17 protein-coding genes and 2 tRNA genes are annotated in these 15,473 nt (G+C 65.2%); 11 read left to right on the top strand and 8 right to left on the bottom strand.

Translation table 11 applies throughout. The annotated features are described in order from the left end of the window. Nucleotides 1-3: 3 nt before the first annotated feature. Complete coding sequence (locus AC3WJD_RS09605; protein ID WP_492746388.1) at nucleotides 4-939, bottom strand: DnaJ C-terminal domain-containing protein; 936 nt, start codon at nucleotides 937-939, stop codon at nucleotides 4-6. 163 nt (nucleotides 940-1,102) lie between these two features. Here AC3WJD_RS09605 and pdxH point away from each other — a divergent pair, with 163 nt between their 5' ends. Genes pdxH through AC3WJD_RS09590 form a run of 3 tightly spaced genes read left to right on the top strand, consistent with a single transcriptional unit; the run spans nucleotide 1,103 to nucleotide 3,383 of the window. Further along, nucleotides 1,103-1,681, top strand: a complete 579-nt coding sequence (gene pdxH / locus AC3WJD_RS09600) for a pyridoxamine 5'-phosphate oxidase (RefSeq protein ID WP_492746387.1) — start codon at nucleotides 1,103-1,105, stop codon at nucleotides 1,679-1,681. Further along, nucleotides 1,678-2,592, top strand: coding sequence for a cation diffusion facilitator family transporter (locus AC3WJD_RS09595; RefSeq protein ID WP_492746386.1), 915 nt, complete (start codon nucleotides 1,678-1,680; stop codon nucleotides 2,590-2,592). Before pdxH ends, AC3WJD_RS09595 begins: the two co-directional genes overlap by 4 nt. Then, nucleotides 2,589-3,383, top strand: a complete 795-nt coding sequence (locus AC3WJD_RS09590; RefSeq protein WP_492746385.1) for a PhzF family phenazine biosynthesis protein — start codon at nucleotides 2,589-2,591, stop codon at nucleotides 3,381-3,383. Before AC3WJD_RS09595 ends, AC3WJD_RS09590 begins: the two co-directional genes overlap by 4 nt. Before the next feature lie 2 nt (nucleotides 3,384-3,385). Here AC3WJD_RS09590 and AC3WJD_RS09585 read toward each other — a convergent pair whose 3' ends face one another. Together AC3WJD_RS09585 and mnmA are read right to left on the bottom strand one after the other, a co-directional pair. Further along, on the bottom strand, nucleotides 3,386-3,727 hold the full coding sequence (locus AC3WJD_RS09585) for a VOC family protein (protein ID WP_492746384.1): 342 nt from the start codon (nucleotides 3,725-3,727) through the stop codon (nucleotides 3,386-3,388). A 68-nt stretch (nucleotides 3,728-3,795) separates the two neighbouring features. Continuing rightward, nucleotides 3,796-4,905, bottom strand: coding sequence for a tRNA 2-thiouridine(34) synthase MnmA (mnmA, locus tag AC3WJD_RS09580; RefSeq protein WP_492746383.1), 1,110 nt, complete (start codon nucleotides 4,903-4,905; stop codon nucleotides 3,796-3,798). A 149-nt stretch (nucleotides 4,906-5,054) separates the two neighbouring features. Between mnmA and AC3WJD_RS09575 the strand changes: the two genes are divergently transcribed. The 3 genes from AC3WJD_RS09575 (at nucleotide 5,055) to AC3WJD_RS09565 (ending at nucleotide 6,187) form a co-directional block, all read left to right on the top strand. After that, nucleotides 5,055-5,330 carry a hypothetical protein gene (locus AC3WJD_RS09575; RefSeq protein WP_492746382.1) on the top strand — a complete coding sequence of 92 codons (276 nt, stop codon included), beginning with the start codon at nucleotides 5,055-5,057 and terminating at the stop codon, nucleotides 5,328-5,330. Between the two features lie 105 nt (nucleotides 5,331-5,435). Next, nucleotides 5,436-5,735: a CtrA inhibitor SciP gene (sciP, locus tag AC3WJD_RS09570; protein ID WP_492746381.1), complete on the top strand. Its 300-nt coding sequence runs from the start codon at nucleotides 5,436-5,438 to the stop codon at nucleotides 5,733-5,735. Between the two features lie 191 nt (nucleotides 5,736-5,926). Next, nucleotides 5,927-6,187, top strand: coding sequence for a GlsB/YeaQ/YmgE family stress response membrane protein (locus AC3WJD_RS09565; protein ID WP_492746380.1), 261 nt, complete (start codon nucleotides 5,927-5,929; stop codon nucleotides 6,185-6,187). 63 nt (nucleotides 6,188-6,250) lie between these two features. Here AC3WJD_RS09565 and AC3WJD_RS09560 read toward each other — a convergent pair whose 3' ends face one another. Both AC3WJD_RS09560 and AC3WJD_RS09555 read right to left on the bottom strand, forming a co-directional pair. Continuing rightward, entirely contained in the window at nucleotides 6,251-6,976 is a 726-nt protein-coding gene (locus tag AC3WJD_RS09560) for an SIMPL domain-containing protein (protein ID WP_492746379.1), read from the bottom strand. A 101-nt stretch (nucleotides 6,977-7,077) separates the two neighbouring features. After that, nucleotides 7,078-7,350 (bottom strand): GlsB/YeaQ/YmgE family stress response membrane protein, encoded by a 273-nt coding sequence (locus AC3WJD_RS09555; RefSeq protein ID WP_492746378.1) that lies wholly within the window; start codon nucleotides 7,348-7,350, stop codon nucleotides 7,078-7,080. Between the two features lie 241 nt (nucleotides 7,351-7,591). Between AC3WJD_RS09555 and AC3WJD_RS09550 the strand changes: the two genes are divergently transcribed. Genes AC3WJD_RS09550 through AC3WJD_RS09540 form a run of 3 tightly spaced genes read left to right on the top strand, consistent with a single transcriptional unit; the run spans nucleotide 7,592 to nucleotide 13,229 of the window. Continuing rightward, a complete protein-coding gene (locus AC3WJD_RS09550; protein WP_492746377.1) occupies nucleotides 7,592-8,782 on the top strand; it encodes an efflux RND transporter periplasmic adaptor subunit in 1,191 nt (396 codons plus the stop codon). A gap of 58 nt (nucleotides 8,783-8,840) precedes the next feature. Beyond that, nucleotides 8,841-11,927 (top strand): efflux RND transporter permease subunit, encoded by a 3,087-nt coding sequence (locus AC3WJD_RS09545; RefSeq protein WP_492746376.1) that lies wholly within the window; start codon nucleotides 8,841-8,843, stop codon nucleotides 11,925-11,927. A 30-nt stretch (nucleotides 11,928-11,957) separates the two neighbouring features. Beyond that, nucleotides 11,958-13,229, top strand: coding sequence for a DUF445 domain-containing protein (locus AC3WJD_RS09540; protein ID WP_492746375.1), 1,272 nt, complete (start codon nucleotides 11,958-11,960; stop codon nucleotides 13,227-13,229). A 163-nt stretch (nucleotides 13,230-13,392) separates the two neighbouring features. On the opposite strand, the gene AC3WJD_RS09535 is transcribed toward AC3WJD_RS09540, so the two are convergent. From AC3WJD_RS09535 to AC3WJD_RS09525, 3 genes are read right to left on the bottom strand one after another with little or no spacing between them, the layout of a single operon-like run. Continuing rightward, nucleotides 13,393-13,569: a Trm112 family protein gene (locus AC3WJD_RS09535; RefSeq protein ID WP_492746374.1), complete on the bottom strand. Its 177-nt coding sequence runs from the start codon at nucleotides 13,567-13,569 to the stop codon at nucleotides 13,393-13,395. After that, nucleotides 13,566-14,198 (bottom strand): LON peptidase substrate-binding domain-containing protein, encoded by a 633-nt coding sequence (locus AC3WJD_RS09530; RefSeq protein WP_492746373.1) that lies wholly within the window; start codon nucleotides 14,196-14,198, stop codon nucleotides 13,566-13,568. The genes AC3WJD_RS09535 and AC3WJD_RS09530 overlap by 4 nt, the downstream gene beginning before the upstream one ends. Further along, nucleotides 14,198-15,109 carry a tetratricopeptide repeat protein gene (locus AC3WJD_RS09525; protein ID WP_492746372.1) on the bottom strand — a complete coding sequence of 304 codons (912 nt, stop codon included), beginning with the start codon at nucleotides 15,107-15,109 and terminating at the stop codon, nucleotides 14,198-14,200. The genes AC3WJD_RS09530 and AC3WJD_RS09525 overlap by 1 nt, the downstream gene beginning before the upstream one ends. Nucleotides 15,110-15,288: 179 nt before the next feature. Here AC3WJD_RS09525 and AC3WJD_RS09520 point away from each other — a divergent pair. Next, nucleotides 15,289-15,363 (top strand) — tRNA-Gly (locus AC3WJD_RS09520). A 35-nt stretch (nucleotides 15,364-15,398) separates the two neighbouring features. Beyond that, a tRNA-Gly gene (locus tag AC3WJD_RS09515) sits at nucleotides 15,399-15,473 on the top strand.

The raw sequence follows: 15,473 nt of genomic DNA, 5'->3' as shown, positions 1-15,473 counted from the left end.
GGACTATACGCCCAGCCCCGCGCGCGGGTTGCGCCCGTCTTCTCCGGTCCAGCCCTCGACAAAGCCCTCGAGCGCCGCATCCTCGGCGGGGATGTCGACCATCACCGTGACGAGCTGATCGCCGCGCTCGCCCGATTTGGCGTGAAAGCCCTTGCCCTTCAACCGCAGCACCTTGCCCGATGTCGCGCCCTTGGGAATCGCTAGCATCACCGCACCATCCACTGTCGGCACCTTGACCCTGGCGCCGAGCACCGCCTCCTTGAGCGTCACGGGCAGGTCGAGCCGGACATTGTCGCCATCGCGTTTGAAGAAGCGGTGCGGACGGATCTCGATCGTGACGATGGCGTCGCCCGCGCCGCCCGGCCCGGGTTGGCCCCTGCCCGAAAGCCGCATCTGCGTGCCCGTCTCGACCCCCTTGGGCAGCTTGAGGTCGATCGTCTTGCCATCCTGCAGCGTGATCCGCTGCGGCTTGAGCGCCGCGGCGTCCTCGAACGACACGGCGAGGCGATAGGCGACATTGGCGCCCTTGGTGGGCGGCGCCTGGCGCCCGCGCCCGAAGCCGCCGAAACCGCCGCGGCTGCGCCCGCCGCCGAACAGCCCGTCGAAGATGTCGCCGAAATCGACGCCATCGTCGCCAAATTCGAACTGCGCGCCGCCGCCCTGCGGGCGAAAGCCGCCACCATGCCCGCCGCCGCCAAAGCCGAAGGGCGAGGTGGGATTGCCATCGCCATCGATCTCGCCGCGGTCGAAGCGCGCGCGCTTGTCCTTGTCGGTCAGCAGGTCATAGGCGGAAGTCACCTGCGCGAAGCGCTCGGCCGCCTTGGGATTGTCCTTGTTGCGGTCGGGGTGAAGCTCCTTGGCGAGCTTGCGATAGGCCTTTTTGATATCGGCCTCGCTCGCGCCGCGGGGAACATCCAGTGTCACATAGGGGTCTGCCATGCTGTCCCCGATAACGGCTCTTGCAGCCTTCTTCCATGCTTCTCGTTTCGAAAGATCAAGATTGGCAGTCGCTTGTCGCCGCGCAAGGGGGGCAGAGCACGGGATGGCCAGTCATGCCCGATTGGCGCTTTGGCATCGCGCGCGCATCGCCTAGATGAGCGTCATGACCAATGATCCCTTCGCCCTGTTCGACAGCTGGTACGCCGAAGCGCGCGCGCATGAGCTCAACGATTCGAATGCGATGGCGCTCGCCACCGCCGATGCGGGGGGGCGCCCGTCGCTGCGGATGGTGCTGCTCAAGGGGCACGGCCCCGATGGCTTCGTGTTCTACACCAACCAGCAGAGCCGCAAGGCCGGCGAACTGGCGGCCAATTCCCGCGCGGCACTGCTCTTCCACTGGAAGTCGCTGCGCAGACAGGTCCGTATCGAGGGCGCTGTGAGTCATGTCGACGACGCGCTCGCCGATGCCTATTTCGCGACGCGCAGCCGCGATTCCCAGCTCGGCGCCTGGGCATCGGACCAGTCGCGCCCGCTTGACCGGCGCGAGACCTTCGAAGCCCGGTTCGACGAGATGACGGCGCGCTTCGAGGGCAAGGATGTACCCCGTCCCCCGCACTGGTCAGGCTATCGCGTAACGCCCGAATGTATCGAGTTCTGGCAGGACCGCGAACACCGCCTCCACGAGCGCCGGTTGTTCACGCGTACGGGCGATGGCTGGCACGAGGGACTGCTCTACCCGTGACGCGCGCGACGCTGACCCGCCGCGCGGCGATCGCCAGCGTCTGGACCGCATTGTTCCTGCTCGCGCTCAAGGGCTGGGCGGCCTGGGAAACGGGCTCGGTCGCGATGCTCGGATCGCTCGCCGATACCGGACTGGATCTCGTCGCATCGCTGGTGACGCTGTTCAGCGTGCGCTACGCCGCGCAACCCGCGGACCACGACCACCGCTTCGGGCACGGCAAGGCGGAGGCGCTCGCCGCACTCTTCCAGGTCATGATCATATCGGTGTCGGCATGCGGCATTGCGGTGCAGGCGGTGCGGCGGTTGATCGCGGGCGAGGTCAGCGCCAATGCCGAATATGGCATATTGGTCTCGATCGCCGCGCTCGCCGCGACGGTCGCGCTCATCGCCTATCAGCGCCGCGTCATCCGCCAGACGGGCTCGATCGCGATCACCGCCGACAATGTCCATTACCAGTCGGACCTGCTGCTCAACGGCGCGGTGATCGCCGCGCTGGTGCTCGACCAGTATCTCGGCCTCACCGGCGCCGATCCGGTGTTTGGTGTGCTGATCGCGCTCTGGCTGCTCTTTGGCGCGCTCAGGGCCTCGACCACCGCGATCAACCAGTTGATGGACCGCGAATGGCCCGAGGAAAAGCGCCAGCGCTTTCTCGCCATCGCGGCGCAGAATCACGACCTGATCGGCATTCACGACCTGCGCACACGTTCGAGCGGCGCGCAGGACTTCGCGCAGTTCCATATATGGGTGCGGCCCGAGATGACCGTCGCCGAGGCGCACGACATCACCGAAGCGGTCGAGCGCAGGCTGATGGTCGAATTTCCGGACACCGAGATCCTCATCCATCTCGACCCCGAAGGTCAGATAGACCGGCTGGGAGAGGCCGACGAAAAACTGCGGGAGACACCCGAATGAAACTGCGCTTCACCCAGGTCGACGCCTTTGCCGACGGGCCCTTCACCGGCAATCCCGCAGCGGTGATGCCGCTCGACGCATGGCTGCCCGACGAACGGCTGATCGCGATCGCGATGGAGAACAATCTCTCCGAGACCGCCTTTCTCGTCCCTGCCGGGGGCGGTGCCGATTACGAGCTGCGCTGGTGCACGCCGACCACCGAGGTTCCGCTGTGCGGTCATGCGACGCTCGCCGCGGGACATGTCGTGCTCAGTGACGATCCCGCGCGCACCAGCGTGCGCTTCCGGACGCGCAAGGCGGGGCTGCTCGAAGTGCGACGCGCGGCCGACGGCTATGCGCTTGACCTGCCCGCGACGCAGATGGTGCCGGGACGCGACGACACGCTGCTCGACGCGCTCGGGCTGCCCGGCGCACCCGTGTTCGTGGATAGTAACGGCGTCGAGCGCATCCATATCGTGCTGCTGCCCGACGAAGCAGCGGTCCGCGCCGCCGCGCCCGATTTCCGGCGCCTTGCGGGCATCGACACGATGGCGATCGTCACCGCGCCTGGCGACAGTGCCGATATCGCGAGCCGCGTCTTCGTCTCGGCCTGGGGGATCGATGAGGATCCGGTCACGGGCTCGGCGCACGCCACGCTCGTTCCCTTCTGGGCCGAGCGGCTCGGCCGCAACGCATTCTCGGCCTTTCAGGCTTCCGCGCGGGGCGGGCATATGCGATGCCGGCTCGAGGGCGATCGTGTGATCCTCGAGGCGCGCTGTGTGACGGTGATCGAGGGCAGCTTCATGCTTTGACCCTATCCGGGCCAACCGACCCGGATCAGGGTGCCGTTCGGATCTGAAACCGCGAATTCGCGAAGTCCCCAAGGCTTGGCCTCAGCACGAGAGCCGAAGCCTTCGGCCAGTGAGTCCACGTCTTTGCTGTAAAAATACACGCCATGGGGATTGCGCTCGGACACTACCCATCCCGGCGCGGCGCGCGTCAGATGAACGCTCGCGCCATGTGCATCGTGGAGTATGCGATAGCCATGCGTGTCGTATATCGACGTCGCCGCAAAGCCCAGCCGCTCGTAAAAGGCCTGGCTTGCATCAAGGTCATTGCATGGGATGATCGCGACCGCAGAGTGCTTCAGGTCCATCCTATCCGCTCCAGAGAGAGATCGGCCATCGCTTACCAGAACCGGTCACCTATAGGGGAGACCGATCTTCAGGCTGCCTCGGCCAGCTCCGCGGCCTCGGTTTCCTCGATCCAGCCACCGCCGAGCACGCGGTCGCCGTCATAAAGCACAGCCGCCTGACCGGGCGCCACGCCATATTCGGGCTCGTCGAACACCACGCGGTCGCCCTCCAGCCGTGCGGGCACGGGCCTGGCGAGCGAGCGCACCTTTGCTGTGAGCGGACCGTGATGATCGTCGCCGATCCAGTTGATGCCCGAGATGCGCGCGGCCGAGACGCCCAGCGCGCGCCGGGGGCCGACGATCACGCGCCGCGTTGCGGCATCGAGCCGGATCACGTAAAGCGGCTCGGCCTGCCCGCCGATCTCGAGCCCGCGACGCTGGCCGACGGTGAAATGGATGAAGCCCCTGTGCCGGCCAAGCACATTGCCCGCCAGATCGACGATCTCACCCGCGGTATCGGCGTCGGGACGGACCTTGCGGACGATCTTCGCATAGTCCCCATCGGGCACGAAGCAGATGTCCTGGCTGTCGGGCTTCATCGCGACGCCGAGGCCGAGCTCGGCCGCAATCTCGCGCACCTGTGGCTTGGGCATGCCGCCGAGCGGGAAGCGCAGATAGTCGAGCTGGCCCTGCGTGGTGGCAAACAGGAAATAGCTCTGGTCGCGCGCGGGATCGGCCGCGCGGTGCAACTCGGCGCCCTGCGCGCCTTCCACGCGGCGGACATAATGGCCCGTCGCGAGGCAGTCGGCGCCGAGATCCTTCGCCAGCCTGAACAGGTCGGTGAACTTCACCCCCATATTGCACTTCACGCAGGGGATCGGCGTGCGGCCGGCCATATATTCAGCGGCGAAATCCTCGATCACGGAGTCGCGAAAACGGCTTTCGTGATCAAAGACATAGTGCGCTATGCCGAGCTTGTCGGCGACCGCGCGCGCATCGCGGATATCCTGCCCCGCGCAGCAGCTTCCCGTGCGGCCGACCGCGGCGCCATGATCGTAGAGCTGGAGCGTGATGCCGATCGTCTCGGCGCCCGTGCGCGCCGCGAGCGCGGCCACGACCGAGCTGTCAACGCCGCCCGACATGGCGACGACGATACGGCGGGCCTTCATCGGGCCTTCGAGCTGAAATTCGGGGGACATGTCGGGCGTCCCCATAGCGATGTTCGGCGCAAGACGCAAAACGCGCCCCGCGCAATCCCGCGGTTGCAGCCGGTTTCCGCCGGAATTTACGGCTGATTCAGCATTCCGGGTTACATCCCGGGAAGCAGGAAAGGGGCAACCGAGTCGCGATGAAGCTGGCGTTTTCACGATTCGAACAGGCGGCGGCTACCGACTCGCCCGCGCCCGACTTCGCGGTGCTGCTTGCGGGGCTTTCGGCGCATCAATCGGCCAGCACCACGGCCAAGCATCAGATTCTGCTTGAAAATTGCGAAAAGGCGCGCGGCGGCGAGCCTCACCCCCCGATCGATCTCTTCATGCGAAATGCGGGTTCTCCGGGGGCCCCGATGTCGGGCAGCTTCAACGCCGACGTGGCACGGTCGCTGTCGGAAGATTTTCGAAAATGACCAGAAAATTTACCTTGGCGGTTTAGTCTTATTTCAACGCACTCGGCATAGCTTGATTCAGCAAGAAGGTTCGAGGGCGGAAGTGCCCCGTGTTTTGAGGTAGGAATGATCGAAAACCAGAAAATCCGCCCCGCCCAGGTTATCGGTCCGCTTGGCGAGCCGCTGACGCTGGACACATTGCCGCCGCCGTCCACCTCGCGTTGGGTGGTCCGTCGCAAGGCCGAAGTCGTGGCCGCGGTTAACGGTGGATTGCTGAGCGTCGACGAGGTGTGCGAGCGTTATGGTCTGACGCTCGAGGAATTTGCGGGGTGGCAGCGCGCGGTCGATCGTTCGGGCATGCCGGGGCTGCGCGTGACGCGCATCCAGCATTACAAATCGCTCTACGAACGCCAGCAGAAATATTGAGACGGGCGCGGTCACGACAGCAGCCGTGTCCTTCGAGATCTCTCCGCCCCTTCGCCAGTCGAAGGGGCGGAGAAATCATTTTCAAGTCCAGTGCATTACGTGACGGGGATGGAACAAACGTCCCAATCATCCGTATAATCCGTGTCAGGCGGCCCATTTCCAAGAGGCGCGCCAAGGCAGGAGGACGGAATATGCTCTCTTTCATTCTTTGGCTGATCATCGGCGGCGTCATCGGCTGGCTTGCCAGCATCGTGATGCGCACCGATGCGCAACAGGGCATCTTTCTCAACATTGTCGTGGGCATTGTCGGTGCGTTCCTCGCCGGCCTGGTGCTGACCGGGGGCTCGATCAACAATGCCGGGATCAACGTGACCTCGCTCGTCGCGTCGTTTGTCGGTGCGGTCGTGCTTCTTGGAATCGTCAATCTGATCCGCCGCGGCAGGGTGCGCTGACGCGGAGGCAGCCGGCGCAAAGGAGCCGCGCGAAGCCGTTTCGCGCGGCCCAGCGCTTGAGCGCTATTCGAGCTCGAAGCTCACCGTGACGGTGACTCCCACCGTCTGCTCGCCAGGGACGATCGCGGTGTCGGCCTCGGCCTTTCGTGCGTTGGCCATCACATAGGGGATAGGCGGCGGCGGGGCGTAGCCCCCAGTCTCGCTGATCGAGAGGATGCGCTTCACGCGTAGCCCCGCCGCGCCCGCATAGAGATCGGCGCGCGCGCGTGCCTTCCTGATCGCATCGACCCGCGCCTCGTCCTCGGCCGCCTCGGGCTTGTCGATCTGCAGGCTTGGCCCATTGATCTGGTTGGCGCCCTCGGCGACCAGCGCGTCAAGGATCGTTCCACTCCTGGCGACGTCGCGAAAGCGGACGCTGACGGTGTTGATCGCCTGATAGCCCGTGATCACCGGCGGGACATTCTCGCCATAGCGATATTGCGGCTGGAGGTTGATCGTGCTCGTCTGCACGTCACGCTCGGCGACCCCTGCCTTTTTGACCGCAGCGATGACGCGTGCCATCCGCGCCGCATTCTCGCGCATCGCGCCTGCGGCGTCATTGGCTTGCGTCACCACGCCCGCGCTGATCACCGCGATATCCGGTGTGCGCCGCGTTTCGCCCGCGGCCACGATGTCGAGCCGGGTTCCCTGGATCATCACAACATGGCCGGGGACCGGGGTCTGCGCGGACAGCGTCGATGGCGCGGCGGCCAGCAGGGCGAGCGTAAGCGCGGGAATAGCCTTGTGCATGAACGCATAACTCCTTGTTTCAGCGAAAGGACATCCTTTCGTCGTCAAGGCGTTTGAGCATAGCCTGGCTGCACGGCGGCTGAATGCACGCGCTCGCCGCCTCAACCCTTGCCGCGGAACCTGAGCATCACGCGATACAGCGCGAGCAGCGCGATCGCGCCGATCGTGGCGCTGATGATGCTCTTCCAGAAACCGCTTTGTTCATTGGGCTCCGACAGGCCGATGATCTGCGCGACATACCCCGCAAGCAATGCGCCCGCGATGCCGATCAGGATCGTGACGAAGCACCCCCCGGGATCCTTGCCCGGCATGATGAGCTTGCCCAGTCCGCCCGCGACAAGCCCAATGAGTATCCACCACAGAAAATCGCCCATCGCCTTCCCTCCTAAGACGCGTCCGCCGAAGCGGCGCACTCTTCCTTCGATCGCGGAAAATGGCAAGCCGCCAAATGTGATCCATCCGTTACAACCCAGCGATTCCCTTCGAAAAATCCTTGCTTTTCGCCCTCGTCGGGGGCAGGAAGGCGCGCTTTCAAAAGTCCCGCTTGAGGCTGGTGACTTATTGCTATAATACACTTACCGTACACCCGTGCTGCAGAGCTGAAAGCAGGCAATGATGAACTACGAATCGCGTTTCGCCGAAAATGGCGCTGACATCGACATCCTGTCGGATGAGGAACGGTTGCAGCGCCGCCGGCGTCGCATCGTCATCCTTGCCGCCGCAGCGATAGCGATCCTCGCGCTCGTCGCTTTCCTCGCCTTTGGCAGCGGGGAGGAGGACGGCGCGGCTACCGGCCCCGGTGGCGCCGCCAAGACGATGCCCGTTGTTACCGTCGTTGCGCCGGGCGTACGTGCGGTCGATCGCGTCATCGCAGCCACGGGCACGCTCGCTGCGCGGCGCGAAATGCCCGTCGGCGTCGTCGGCGAAGGCGGCATGGTGCAGCGCGTACTGGTCGAACCCGGCGACTGGGTCGGTGCGGGCCAGGTCCTCGCCGTCATCGAGCGTTCGGTTCAGACGCAGCAGAATGCGCAGCTCGCCGCCCAGATCAACGTCGCGCGCGCCGATGCACGGCTGGCTCAGGCCGAGCTCGAGCGTGCGCAGGCGCTGGTTGGGCGCGGCTTCATTTCCAAGGCCGATATCGATCGCAAGACCGCGACGCGCGATTCCGCGGTGGCACGCGTGCGTGTGGCCGAAGCAACGCTCGCCGAAAACCGGGCGCGCACGGGGCGGCTCGACATCCGCGCGCCCGAAGCCGGCCTGGTGCTGACGCGCGAGGTCGAACCGGGCCAGGTCATCGGCGGAGGCAGCGGCGTGCTGTTCCGCCTCGCCAAGGGCGGTGAGATGGAACTCAAGGCGCAGCTCAACGAGGCCGACCTTAGCGTCCTGCCCGTCGGCTCGCGCGCAATCGTCACGCCCGTCGGCTCGGATCAGGGCTTTGAAGGGCGGGTCTGGCAGCTCGCGCCCGTGGTCAATCAGGACAACCGACAGGGCATCGCGCGCATTTCGCTCGCATACAACAAGGCACTGCGTCCCGGCGGCTTTGCGTCGACGCGGATCGTCGCAGGCTCGCAGCAAGCGCCGGTCCTGCCCGAGTCCGCGGTGATGAGCGACGAAAAGGGCAAGCAGTTCGTCTATATCGTCGGCAAGGGCAACAAGATCGAACGCCGCGAGGTGACGACGGGAACGGTGACGCCCGACGGGATTGCGATCGCCTCGGGCCTCAATCCGACCGACAAGGTGGTGCTGCGCGCCGGCGGCTTCCTGAACCCCGGCGAGACCGTAAAGCCCGCATTGCAGAAAAACTAGGAGAAGCCGGCGATATCGCCGGCGAAGAGCAAGCATAGCCCAGACGGGACGTGAAGCGATGAATTTCAGAAATGTCTCCGCATGGTCGATCCGCAATCCGATCGTGCCCATCGTGCTCTTCGTCGGCCTGACGCTGGCGGGAATCCTGAGCTTCATGCGGATGGAAGTGCAGGACAATCCCGACATCGAATTCCCCGTCGTGATTGCGTCGATCTCACAGCCGGGCGCGGCACCCAGCGAGATCGAGAACCAGATCACGCGGCTCGTCGAATCCTCGGTCCGCACGATCTCGGGCGTGCGCAGCATCAGTTCGACCGCCAATGAAGGCTCCTCGACCACGGTAATCGAATTCGAGATCGGCACCGACATCAACCAGTCGGTCAACGAGGTGAAGAACGCGATCGACCAGGTTCGCGGGCAGCTTCCTGACGGCATCCTCGAGCCCTTTATCGAGAAGGAAACCACGTCGAGCAATCCGATCGGCTATTACGCGGTGGGCGCGCCCGACATGACGATCGAGCAGTTGAGCTGGTTCGTCGACGACACCGTCGCCAAGCGGCTGCTGTCGATCCAGGGCATGGGCGCGGCCGATCGCAATGGCGGGGTGGACCGCGAGATACGTGTGATCCTTGATCCCGCGCGGATGCAGTCGCTCGGCGTCACCGCGTCGCAGGTCAACCAGATCCTGCGCCAGGTGAACATCAACGCGGCGGGCGGCCGCGCCGAGGTGGCGGGATCTCGCCAGTCGGTGCGCGTGCTCGGCAACGCCGCCAACGCCTTCGAACTGTCGCAGACGCAGATCCCGCTGGCCGGCGGCCGCACCGTCAAGCTCGCGGACGTCGCGACGGTCACCGACGGCTATGGCGAACAGAAGCGGATCGGCAAGGTCAACGGGAAGCAGGTCGTCACCTTCTCGATGTCGCGCGCCAAAGGCGCCTCCGACGTCACCGTCTATGACGAGGCGATGAAGGTCCTGAAGCAGATCGAGAAGGAAAACCCGGGCGTCGAGTTCACCCAGCTCTTCACCAGCGTCGACTACACCAAGGACCAGTATCACAGCTCGATGCTGGCGATGATCGAGGGCGCGGTGCTCGCGGTCGTCGTGGTGTTCCTGTTCCTTCGCGACTGGCGCGCGACCGCGATTTCCGCGCTCGCCATCCCGCTTTCAGCGATCCCGACCTTCTGGATCATGGATCTGATGGGCTTCACGCTCAACTCGCTCTCGCTGCTCGCGCTCGGTCTTGTGGCGGGCGTGCTGGTCGACGATGCGATCGTGGAGATCGAGAACATCGTCAGACATATGCGCATGGGCAAAAGCGCCTACCAGGCGTCGATCGACGCCGCCGACGAGATCGGCCTGGCTGTGGTCGCGACCACCTTCTCGATCGTCGCGGTGTTCCTGCCCGTAGGCCTGATGCCGGGCGTGTCGGGTCAGTTCTTCAAGAATTTCGGCCTGACCGTCGTCGCGTCGGTGCTGATCAGCCTTGCGGTTGCGCGAATGATCACCCCGATGATCGCCGCCTATTTCCTGAAGGCGCATGGCGAGGCGCAGCACGGCGAAGGCTGGATGATGGATCGTTACGTGAAGATGCTGCGCTGGACGCTGACCAATCGCTGGAAGACGATGGGCATCGGAGCGCTGGCGCTGGCCGCGACGATCGGCATGTTCTTTGTCCTGCCCAGCCAGTTCTTCCCGACGACCAACTCGGATTTCAGCCGTGTCAGCATCGAGATGGTGCCAGGCACGACGATCAAGCAGACGGAGGTCGTCGCCGACAAGGTCGCTGCGATCATCAATGCGCAACCCGAAACGCGGACCGCACTCGAAAGCATCCGCGAGGGCAACGCCAATATCTTCATCACGCTCAAAAAGGATCGCGAGCGCTCGAGCATCGACTATGAACGCGACATCGCGCCACAATTGTCGCAGATCCCCGACGCGCGCGTCAGCTTCCTGTCGCAGTCGGGCGGCGGCGGCACCGGCCGCGATATCTCGATCATGCTCTCTGGTTCGGATTCGAAGCTGCTCGATCAGACCGCGGCGACGCTGGTCGAACAGATGAAGACACTCAACCTGGTGCGCGCGCCGCGCGTCAATGCCGACATGCGGCGGCCCGAGCTGATCATCAAGCCGCGGCTCGACATTGCGGCGCAGCTCGGGGTGACGACCGCCGCGCTCAGCCAGACGATCCGCATCGCGACGCTGGGTGATATTGACCAGAACAGCGCGAAATTCTCGCTCAGCGACCGTCAGATCCCGATCCGCGTGATGCTGCCCGAGCGGTCGCGTCGCGATCTGTCGACGATCGAGAACCTGCCGGTGCCCACCGCATCGGGGGGCAGCGTGCCCTTGAGCCGCGTTGCCGATATCAGCTTCGGCTCGGGCCCGACGACGATCCAGCGCTACAAGCAGAACCGTCGCGTCTTCGTCGGCGCCGACCTCGCCCCCGGCGTCGTCAAGGGCGATGCGATGGAAAAGATCAACGCACTGCCGATCATGAAGAATCTTCCCATGGGCGTATCCAACGCGCCCTTTGGCGAGGACGAATGGCAGGCGGAGATGATGCAGAGCTTCATGATCGCGCTCTTCTCGGGCGTGCTGCTCGTCTTCGGCGTGCTCGTGCTGCTCTACAAGCGCTTCATGTCGCCGCTGGTGAATATGGGGTCGCTGCTGCTCGCGCCGCTGGGCGGCCTGATCGCACTCTTCATCCTGGGACAGCCGCTGTCGCTGCCCGTGTTCATCGGCATCCTGATGCTCTTCGGCATCGTCGCCAAGAACTCGATCCTGCTGATCGATTTCGCGATCGAGGAGATGCACAAGGGCGTGCCCAAGTTCGAGGCGATCATGGATGCAGGCCACAAGCGCGCGCAGCCGATCGTGATGACGACGGTCGCGATGGTCGCGGGCATGGTGCCGACCGCGATCTCGCTGACCGGCGACGGCGCGTGGCGTGCGCCGATGGGCACCGTGGTGATCGGCGGCCTGATCCTGTCGACGCTGCTGACGCTGGCGATCGTTCCCTCGGCGTTCAGCCTTGCCGACGGTCTTGAGAAGCGCATCGGGCCGTGGCTCCGCATGCGGCTGCTCACCTATCGGCCCGAGCATCGGTCGGGAGGTGACCTCTCGCCCCAACCCGCGGAGTGAACCATTTCGCTGCCGGACCATTCTAGCAGCATGGGATTGTTCGAAAGAACGGGGATCACGCGCCTGAATGTCGCACCCAATGGCGCGGCGGGCATGCGCGCCGCCGCCACGGGGCTTCTGGTCCTGATGGCGGCGGTGTTCCTTCTGGCGCGCTACATGGAGCCGCTTCATCCCTTCTGGGGTTTTGTAAAGGCCTTTGCCGAGGCGGCGATGGTCGGCGGGCTGGCCGACTGGTTTGCGGTGACCGCATTGTTCCGCCATCCGCTCGGCCTGCCCATCCCCCACACCGCGATCATCCCGCGCAATAAGGACCGGATCGGCGACACGCTCGCGCTGTTCCTGCGCGACAATTTCCTGACGCCCACCGTCGTCGCGCGGCGCATGTACCGCGTGGACGTCGCGGCCGCCGCGGGACGCTTCCTCGCCAATCCCGACGTCACCGGCGAAGGCCGGCTGCGCCAGGGCGCATCGCGGCTCGCCGCCGACATCCTCGACGCGCTCGATCAGGAACGGCTGGGCGGCATGGTCAAGCAGGCGATCGCGCAACGTCTCGACGCGCTCAATGTCGGCCCGATCCTCGGCCAGGCGATCGAGGCCGCGATGAAGGAGGGGCGCCACCTGCCGCTGCAGGAAGGGCTGATCAACTGGGCCGGCGAGACGCTCGCCGCCAACGAGCACATCATCCGCGACATGGTGCACGAGCGCGCGGGAAGCATCCTGCGCTGGACGGGGCTCGACGAGAACGTCGCCAACGCGATCATCAAGGGACTGCACAAGCTGCTCTTCGACATGGCCGACGAGCCCGACCATCCACTGCGCGCGCGGATCAACGAGGCCTTCGCCAACCTCGCCTTCGACCTGCAGAACGACAAGGAAATGCAGGCCAAGGTCGACCGCTGGAAGGGCGAGATCATCCGCAATCCCGCGATGCAGCGCTGGATCGACGGACTGTGGGAGCAGGCGCGGCGGGGCCTGCTCAAGGCCGCGCGCGACCCCGATGCAGCGCTGGCGGGCAAGCTCGGCGAGGCGCTCAGGCATCTCGGCACCACGCTGCAGCACGACGCGCGGCTGCGCGAGACGATCAACCGCTTCGCGCGCCGCACCGCGGTGGGCGCGACCGCTACCTATGGCGACGGCATCGTCCGGCTCGTTTCGGATACCGTCCGCGGCTGGGACGCCGATACGATCACGGGCCGGCTCGAAAACGCGGTCGGGCGCGACCTGCAATATATCCGCGTCAACGGCACGCTGGTCGGCGGGCTGGTCGGGCTGATCCTCCACACCGCCGATATCTGGATCTGACCAGCCGTTAGACCATTTTCGAGCCGGGTGGAATCACCCGGCGGCTCGGAAAATGGTCCAGAGTCAATTTGCTGGAGAGCGTCAAAAATTAACATGCTGGGGGCATGTACATTTTTGATGCTTTCCGACCGCAAAACCGGTTTCCACTTTTGCGGAAAGCGCTCTAGTCGAGCGGGCGCGCTTCCTCGACGAGCAGCACGGGCACGCCGTCCCTGATCGGATAAGCAAGCCCCGCGGCCTCGGAGACAAGCTCCTGCCGCTCTGCATCGTAACGCAGCTGCTCGCGGGTCACCGGGCAGACGAGGATTGCGAGCAGTTCGGGATCGGGCTTGCGAGTCACTGCAGCGTGACGCCTTCATCATCGCCGCCGTGGTGGCGACCGAAGAACTGCATCAGCTGGATGATCAGGTCACAGCGCGCCACGATGTGCGGCGCCTCAAGCAACGCCTGCTTGGCGGCGATGTCGAAGGGCGCGATCTGCGCGATACCGTTGACCAGCGATTCATCGTCGAGCCGCGTCACCGCTTCCCAGTCGACGGCGTAGCCCTGCGCCTCGGCGAAGCGCCGCGCCTCGGTCTCGAGCGCCGCGCGCTCCGCAATCGCGAGCGCACGCTCCTCGACATCGGTATCGAATCCTTCGAGCGTCACCTCGAGCTGGCGGAAGGGCGTGGAGACATCGAGCTCGCGCAGCACGCGAAAGCGCGACACGCCTTCGAGCACGATATTGTAGCGCCCGTCCTGCAGCGCCTCGACATGCGCGATCCGCCCGATGCAGCCCACGTCGAACAGCGCGGGCGGTTCACCGCCCGCCTTGGGCTGGATCATGCCGATACGGCGGTCGCGCGCCATCGCGTCGCTCACGAGAGCGCGATAGCGCGGTTCGAAGATGTGCAGCGGCAGCTGCATCCGCGGAAACAATATCGCGCCGCCGAGTGGAAAGACCGACAGCCGCGTGGTCTTGTTGCTCATCAGGTGAACAGGATCGCCGAAAGCCGACGGCGCAGTGCCGACACCCAGGGGTCCTCGAGCCCGACGACTTCCATCAGCTTGAGCAGCCGGCCGCGCGCGGCACTGTCGTTCCAGTCGCGATCGCGACGGATGATCTCGAGCAGCGCATCGGCGGCGCCTTCGCGGTCGCCCGCGGCCATCAGTCCGCCCGCCAGCTCGTAGCGCGCTTCGTGATCATCGGGATTGGCCTCGACGCGCGCGCGCAGTCCGGCGAGGTCGTCGACGGGCGCAGCCTCCTTCTGCAGCGCCAGTGCCGATTCGGCACGCTGGATCGCTGGATCCTTCTTCAGATCCTCGGGCAGCGCAGCAAGCATCGCCTCGGCCTGATCGACATGGCCCGCCGCAATCGCGGCGCGCAGCTGGCCCGAAAGCGCCGCCGCATCCTCGGGCGCCATTTCGACGATCTGGCTGAAGATGCCCAGCGCGCGCTCGGCATCGCCCTCGGCCAGCACCTCTTCGCCCATCGCGAGCAGCGGCGCGATTTCCTGCTTCAGGTCGGCAGCCTCGCTCTGGATGGGCAACTGGCGCAATATCTGGTCAAGGATCTGCGAAAGCTGCGCCTCGGTGCGCGCATTGGTCAGGTCGGCGACGATCTGCCCCTGGAACACCGCATAGACCGTCGGGATCGACTGAATGCGAAACTGCGCGGCGATCGCCTTATCTGCCTCGACGTCGATCTTGACCAGCTTGACGCCCCTAGAGACATAGCTTTCGGCGATCTTGTCGAGCACGGGGCCAAGCTGCTTGCACGGCCCGCACCAGTCGGCCCAGAAATCGAGGATGATGAGCTGCGTCATCGACGGTTCGACCACGTCGCGCTTGAAGGCCTCCAGCGCCTCGCGTTCTTCCGCACCCAGTCCCAGACTCGCCACAACCTCGCTCCTTCCAGAATTTCGCCGCCCTTATGTGGGGCGCGCCCCCCATATGCCAAGTCCAAAGCCGCGTCGCACGGAAAAGCAAAAAACTCCGCAAAGGGCTTGCGGCCCCCGAAGCCCGATGCTAACAGCCGCGCCTCACCCGCCGGTGGCTTTGTCCGCCGGTCACGCATCGAGCGGGCGTAGCTCAGGGGTAGAGCACAACCTTGCCAAGGTTGGGGTCGAGGGTTCGAATCCCTTCGCCCGCTCCATTCATACAGACCTGTCGATACAGGCATACGCTCGAGCGGGCGTAGCTCAGGGGTAGAGCACAACCTTGCCAAGGTTGGGGTCGAGGGTTCGAATCCCTTCGCCCGCTCCA

The organism is Sphingobium sp. FW306-1B-F04DB (genome assembly GCF_058781925.1).
Note: the sequence above shows the minus strand (reverse complement) of the source record. Positions and strands in the feature narration are given on the sequence as shown.

Bases quoted from the DNA above. Each gene is read 5' to 3' on its own strand.
- AC3WJD_RS09550 (WP_492746377.1), top strand. From the start codon at position 7,592: ATGAACTACGAATCGCGTTTCGCCGAAAATGGCGCTGACATCGACATC.
- AC3WJD_RS09545 (WP_492746376.1), top strand. From the start codon at position 8,841: ATGAATTTCAGAAATGTCTCCGCATGGTCGATCCGCAATCCGATCGTG.
- AC3WJD_RS09565 (WP_492746380.1), top strand. From the start codon at position 5,927: ATGCTCTCTTTCATTCTTTGGCTGATCATCGGCGGCGTCATCGGCTGG.
- AC3WJD_RS09530 (WP_492746373.1), bottom strand. From the start codon at position 14,198: ATGAGCAACAAGACCACGCGGCTGTCGGTCTTTCCACTCGGCGGCGCG.
- pdxH (WP_492746387.1), top strand. From the start codon at position 1,103: ATGACCAATGATCCCTTCGCCCTGTTCGACAGCTGGTACGCCGAAGCG.
- AC3WJD_RS09590 (WP_492746385.1), top strand. From the start codon at position 2,589: ATGAAACTGCGCTTCACCCAGGTCGACGCCTTTGCCGACGGGCCCTTC.
- sciP (WP_492746381.1), top strand. From the start codon at position 5,436: ATGATCGAAAACCAGAAAATCCGCCCCGCCCAGGTTATCGGTCCGCTT.
- AC3WJD_RS09555 (WP_492746378.1), bottom strand. From the start codon at position 7,350: ATGGGCGATTTTCTGTGGTGGATACTCATTGGGCTTGTCGCGGGCGGA.
- AC3WJD_RS09585 (WP_492746384.1), bottom strand. From the start codon at position 3,727: ATGGACCTGAAGCACTCTGCGGTCGCGATCATCCCATGCAATGACCTT.
- AC3WJD_RS09575 (WP_492746382.1), top strand. From the start codon at position 5,055: ATGAAGCTGGCGTTTTCACGATTCGAACAGGCGGCGGCTACCGACTCG.
- AC3WJD_RS09605 (WP_492746388.1), bottom strand. From the start codon at position 939: ATGGCAGACCCCTATGTGACACTGGATGTTCCCCGCGGCGCGAGCGAG.
- mnmA (WP_492746383.1), bottom strand. From the start codon at position 4,905: ATGTCCCCCGAATTTCAGCTCGAAGGCCCGATGAAGGCCCGCCGTATC.
- AC3WJD_RS09560 (WP_492746379.1), bottom strand. From the start codon at position 6,976: ATGCACAAGGCTATTCCCGCGCTTACGCTCGCCCTGCTGGCCGCCGCG.
- AC3WJD_RS09540 (WP_492746375.1), top strand. From the start codon at position 11,958: ATGGGATTGTTCGAAAGAACGGGGATCACGCGCCTGAATGTCGCACCC.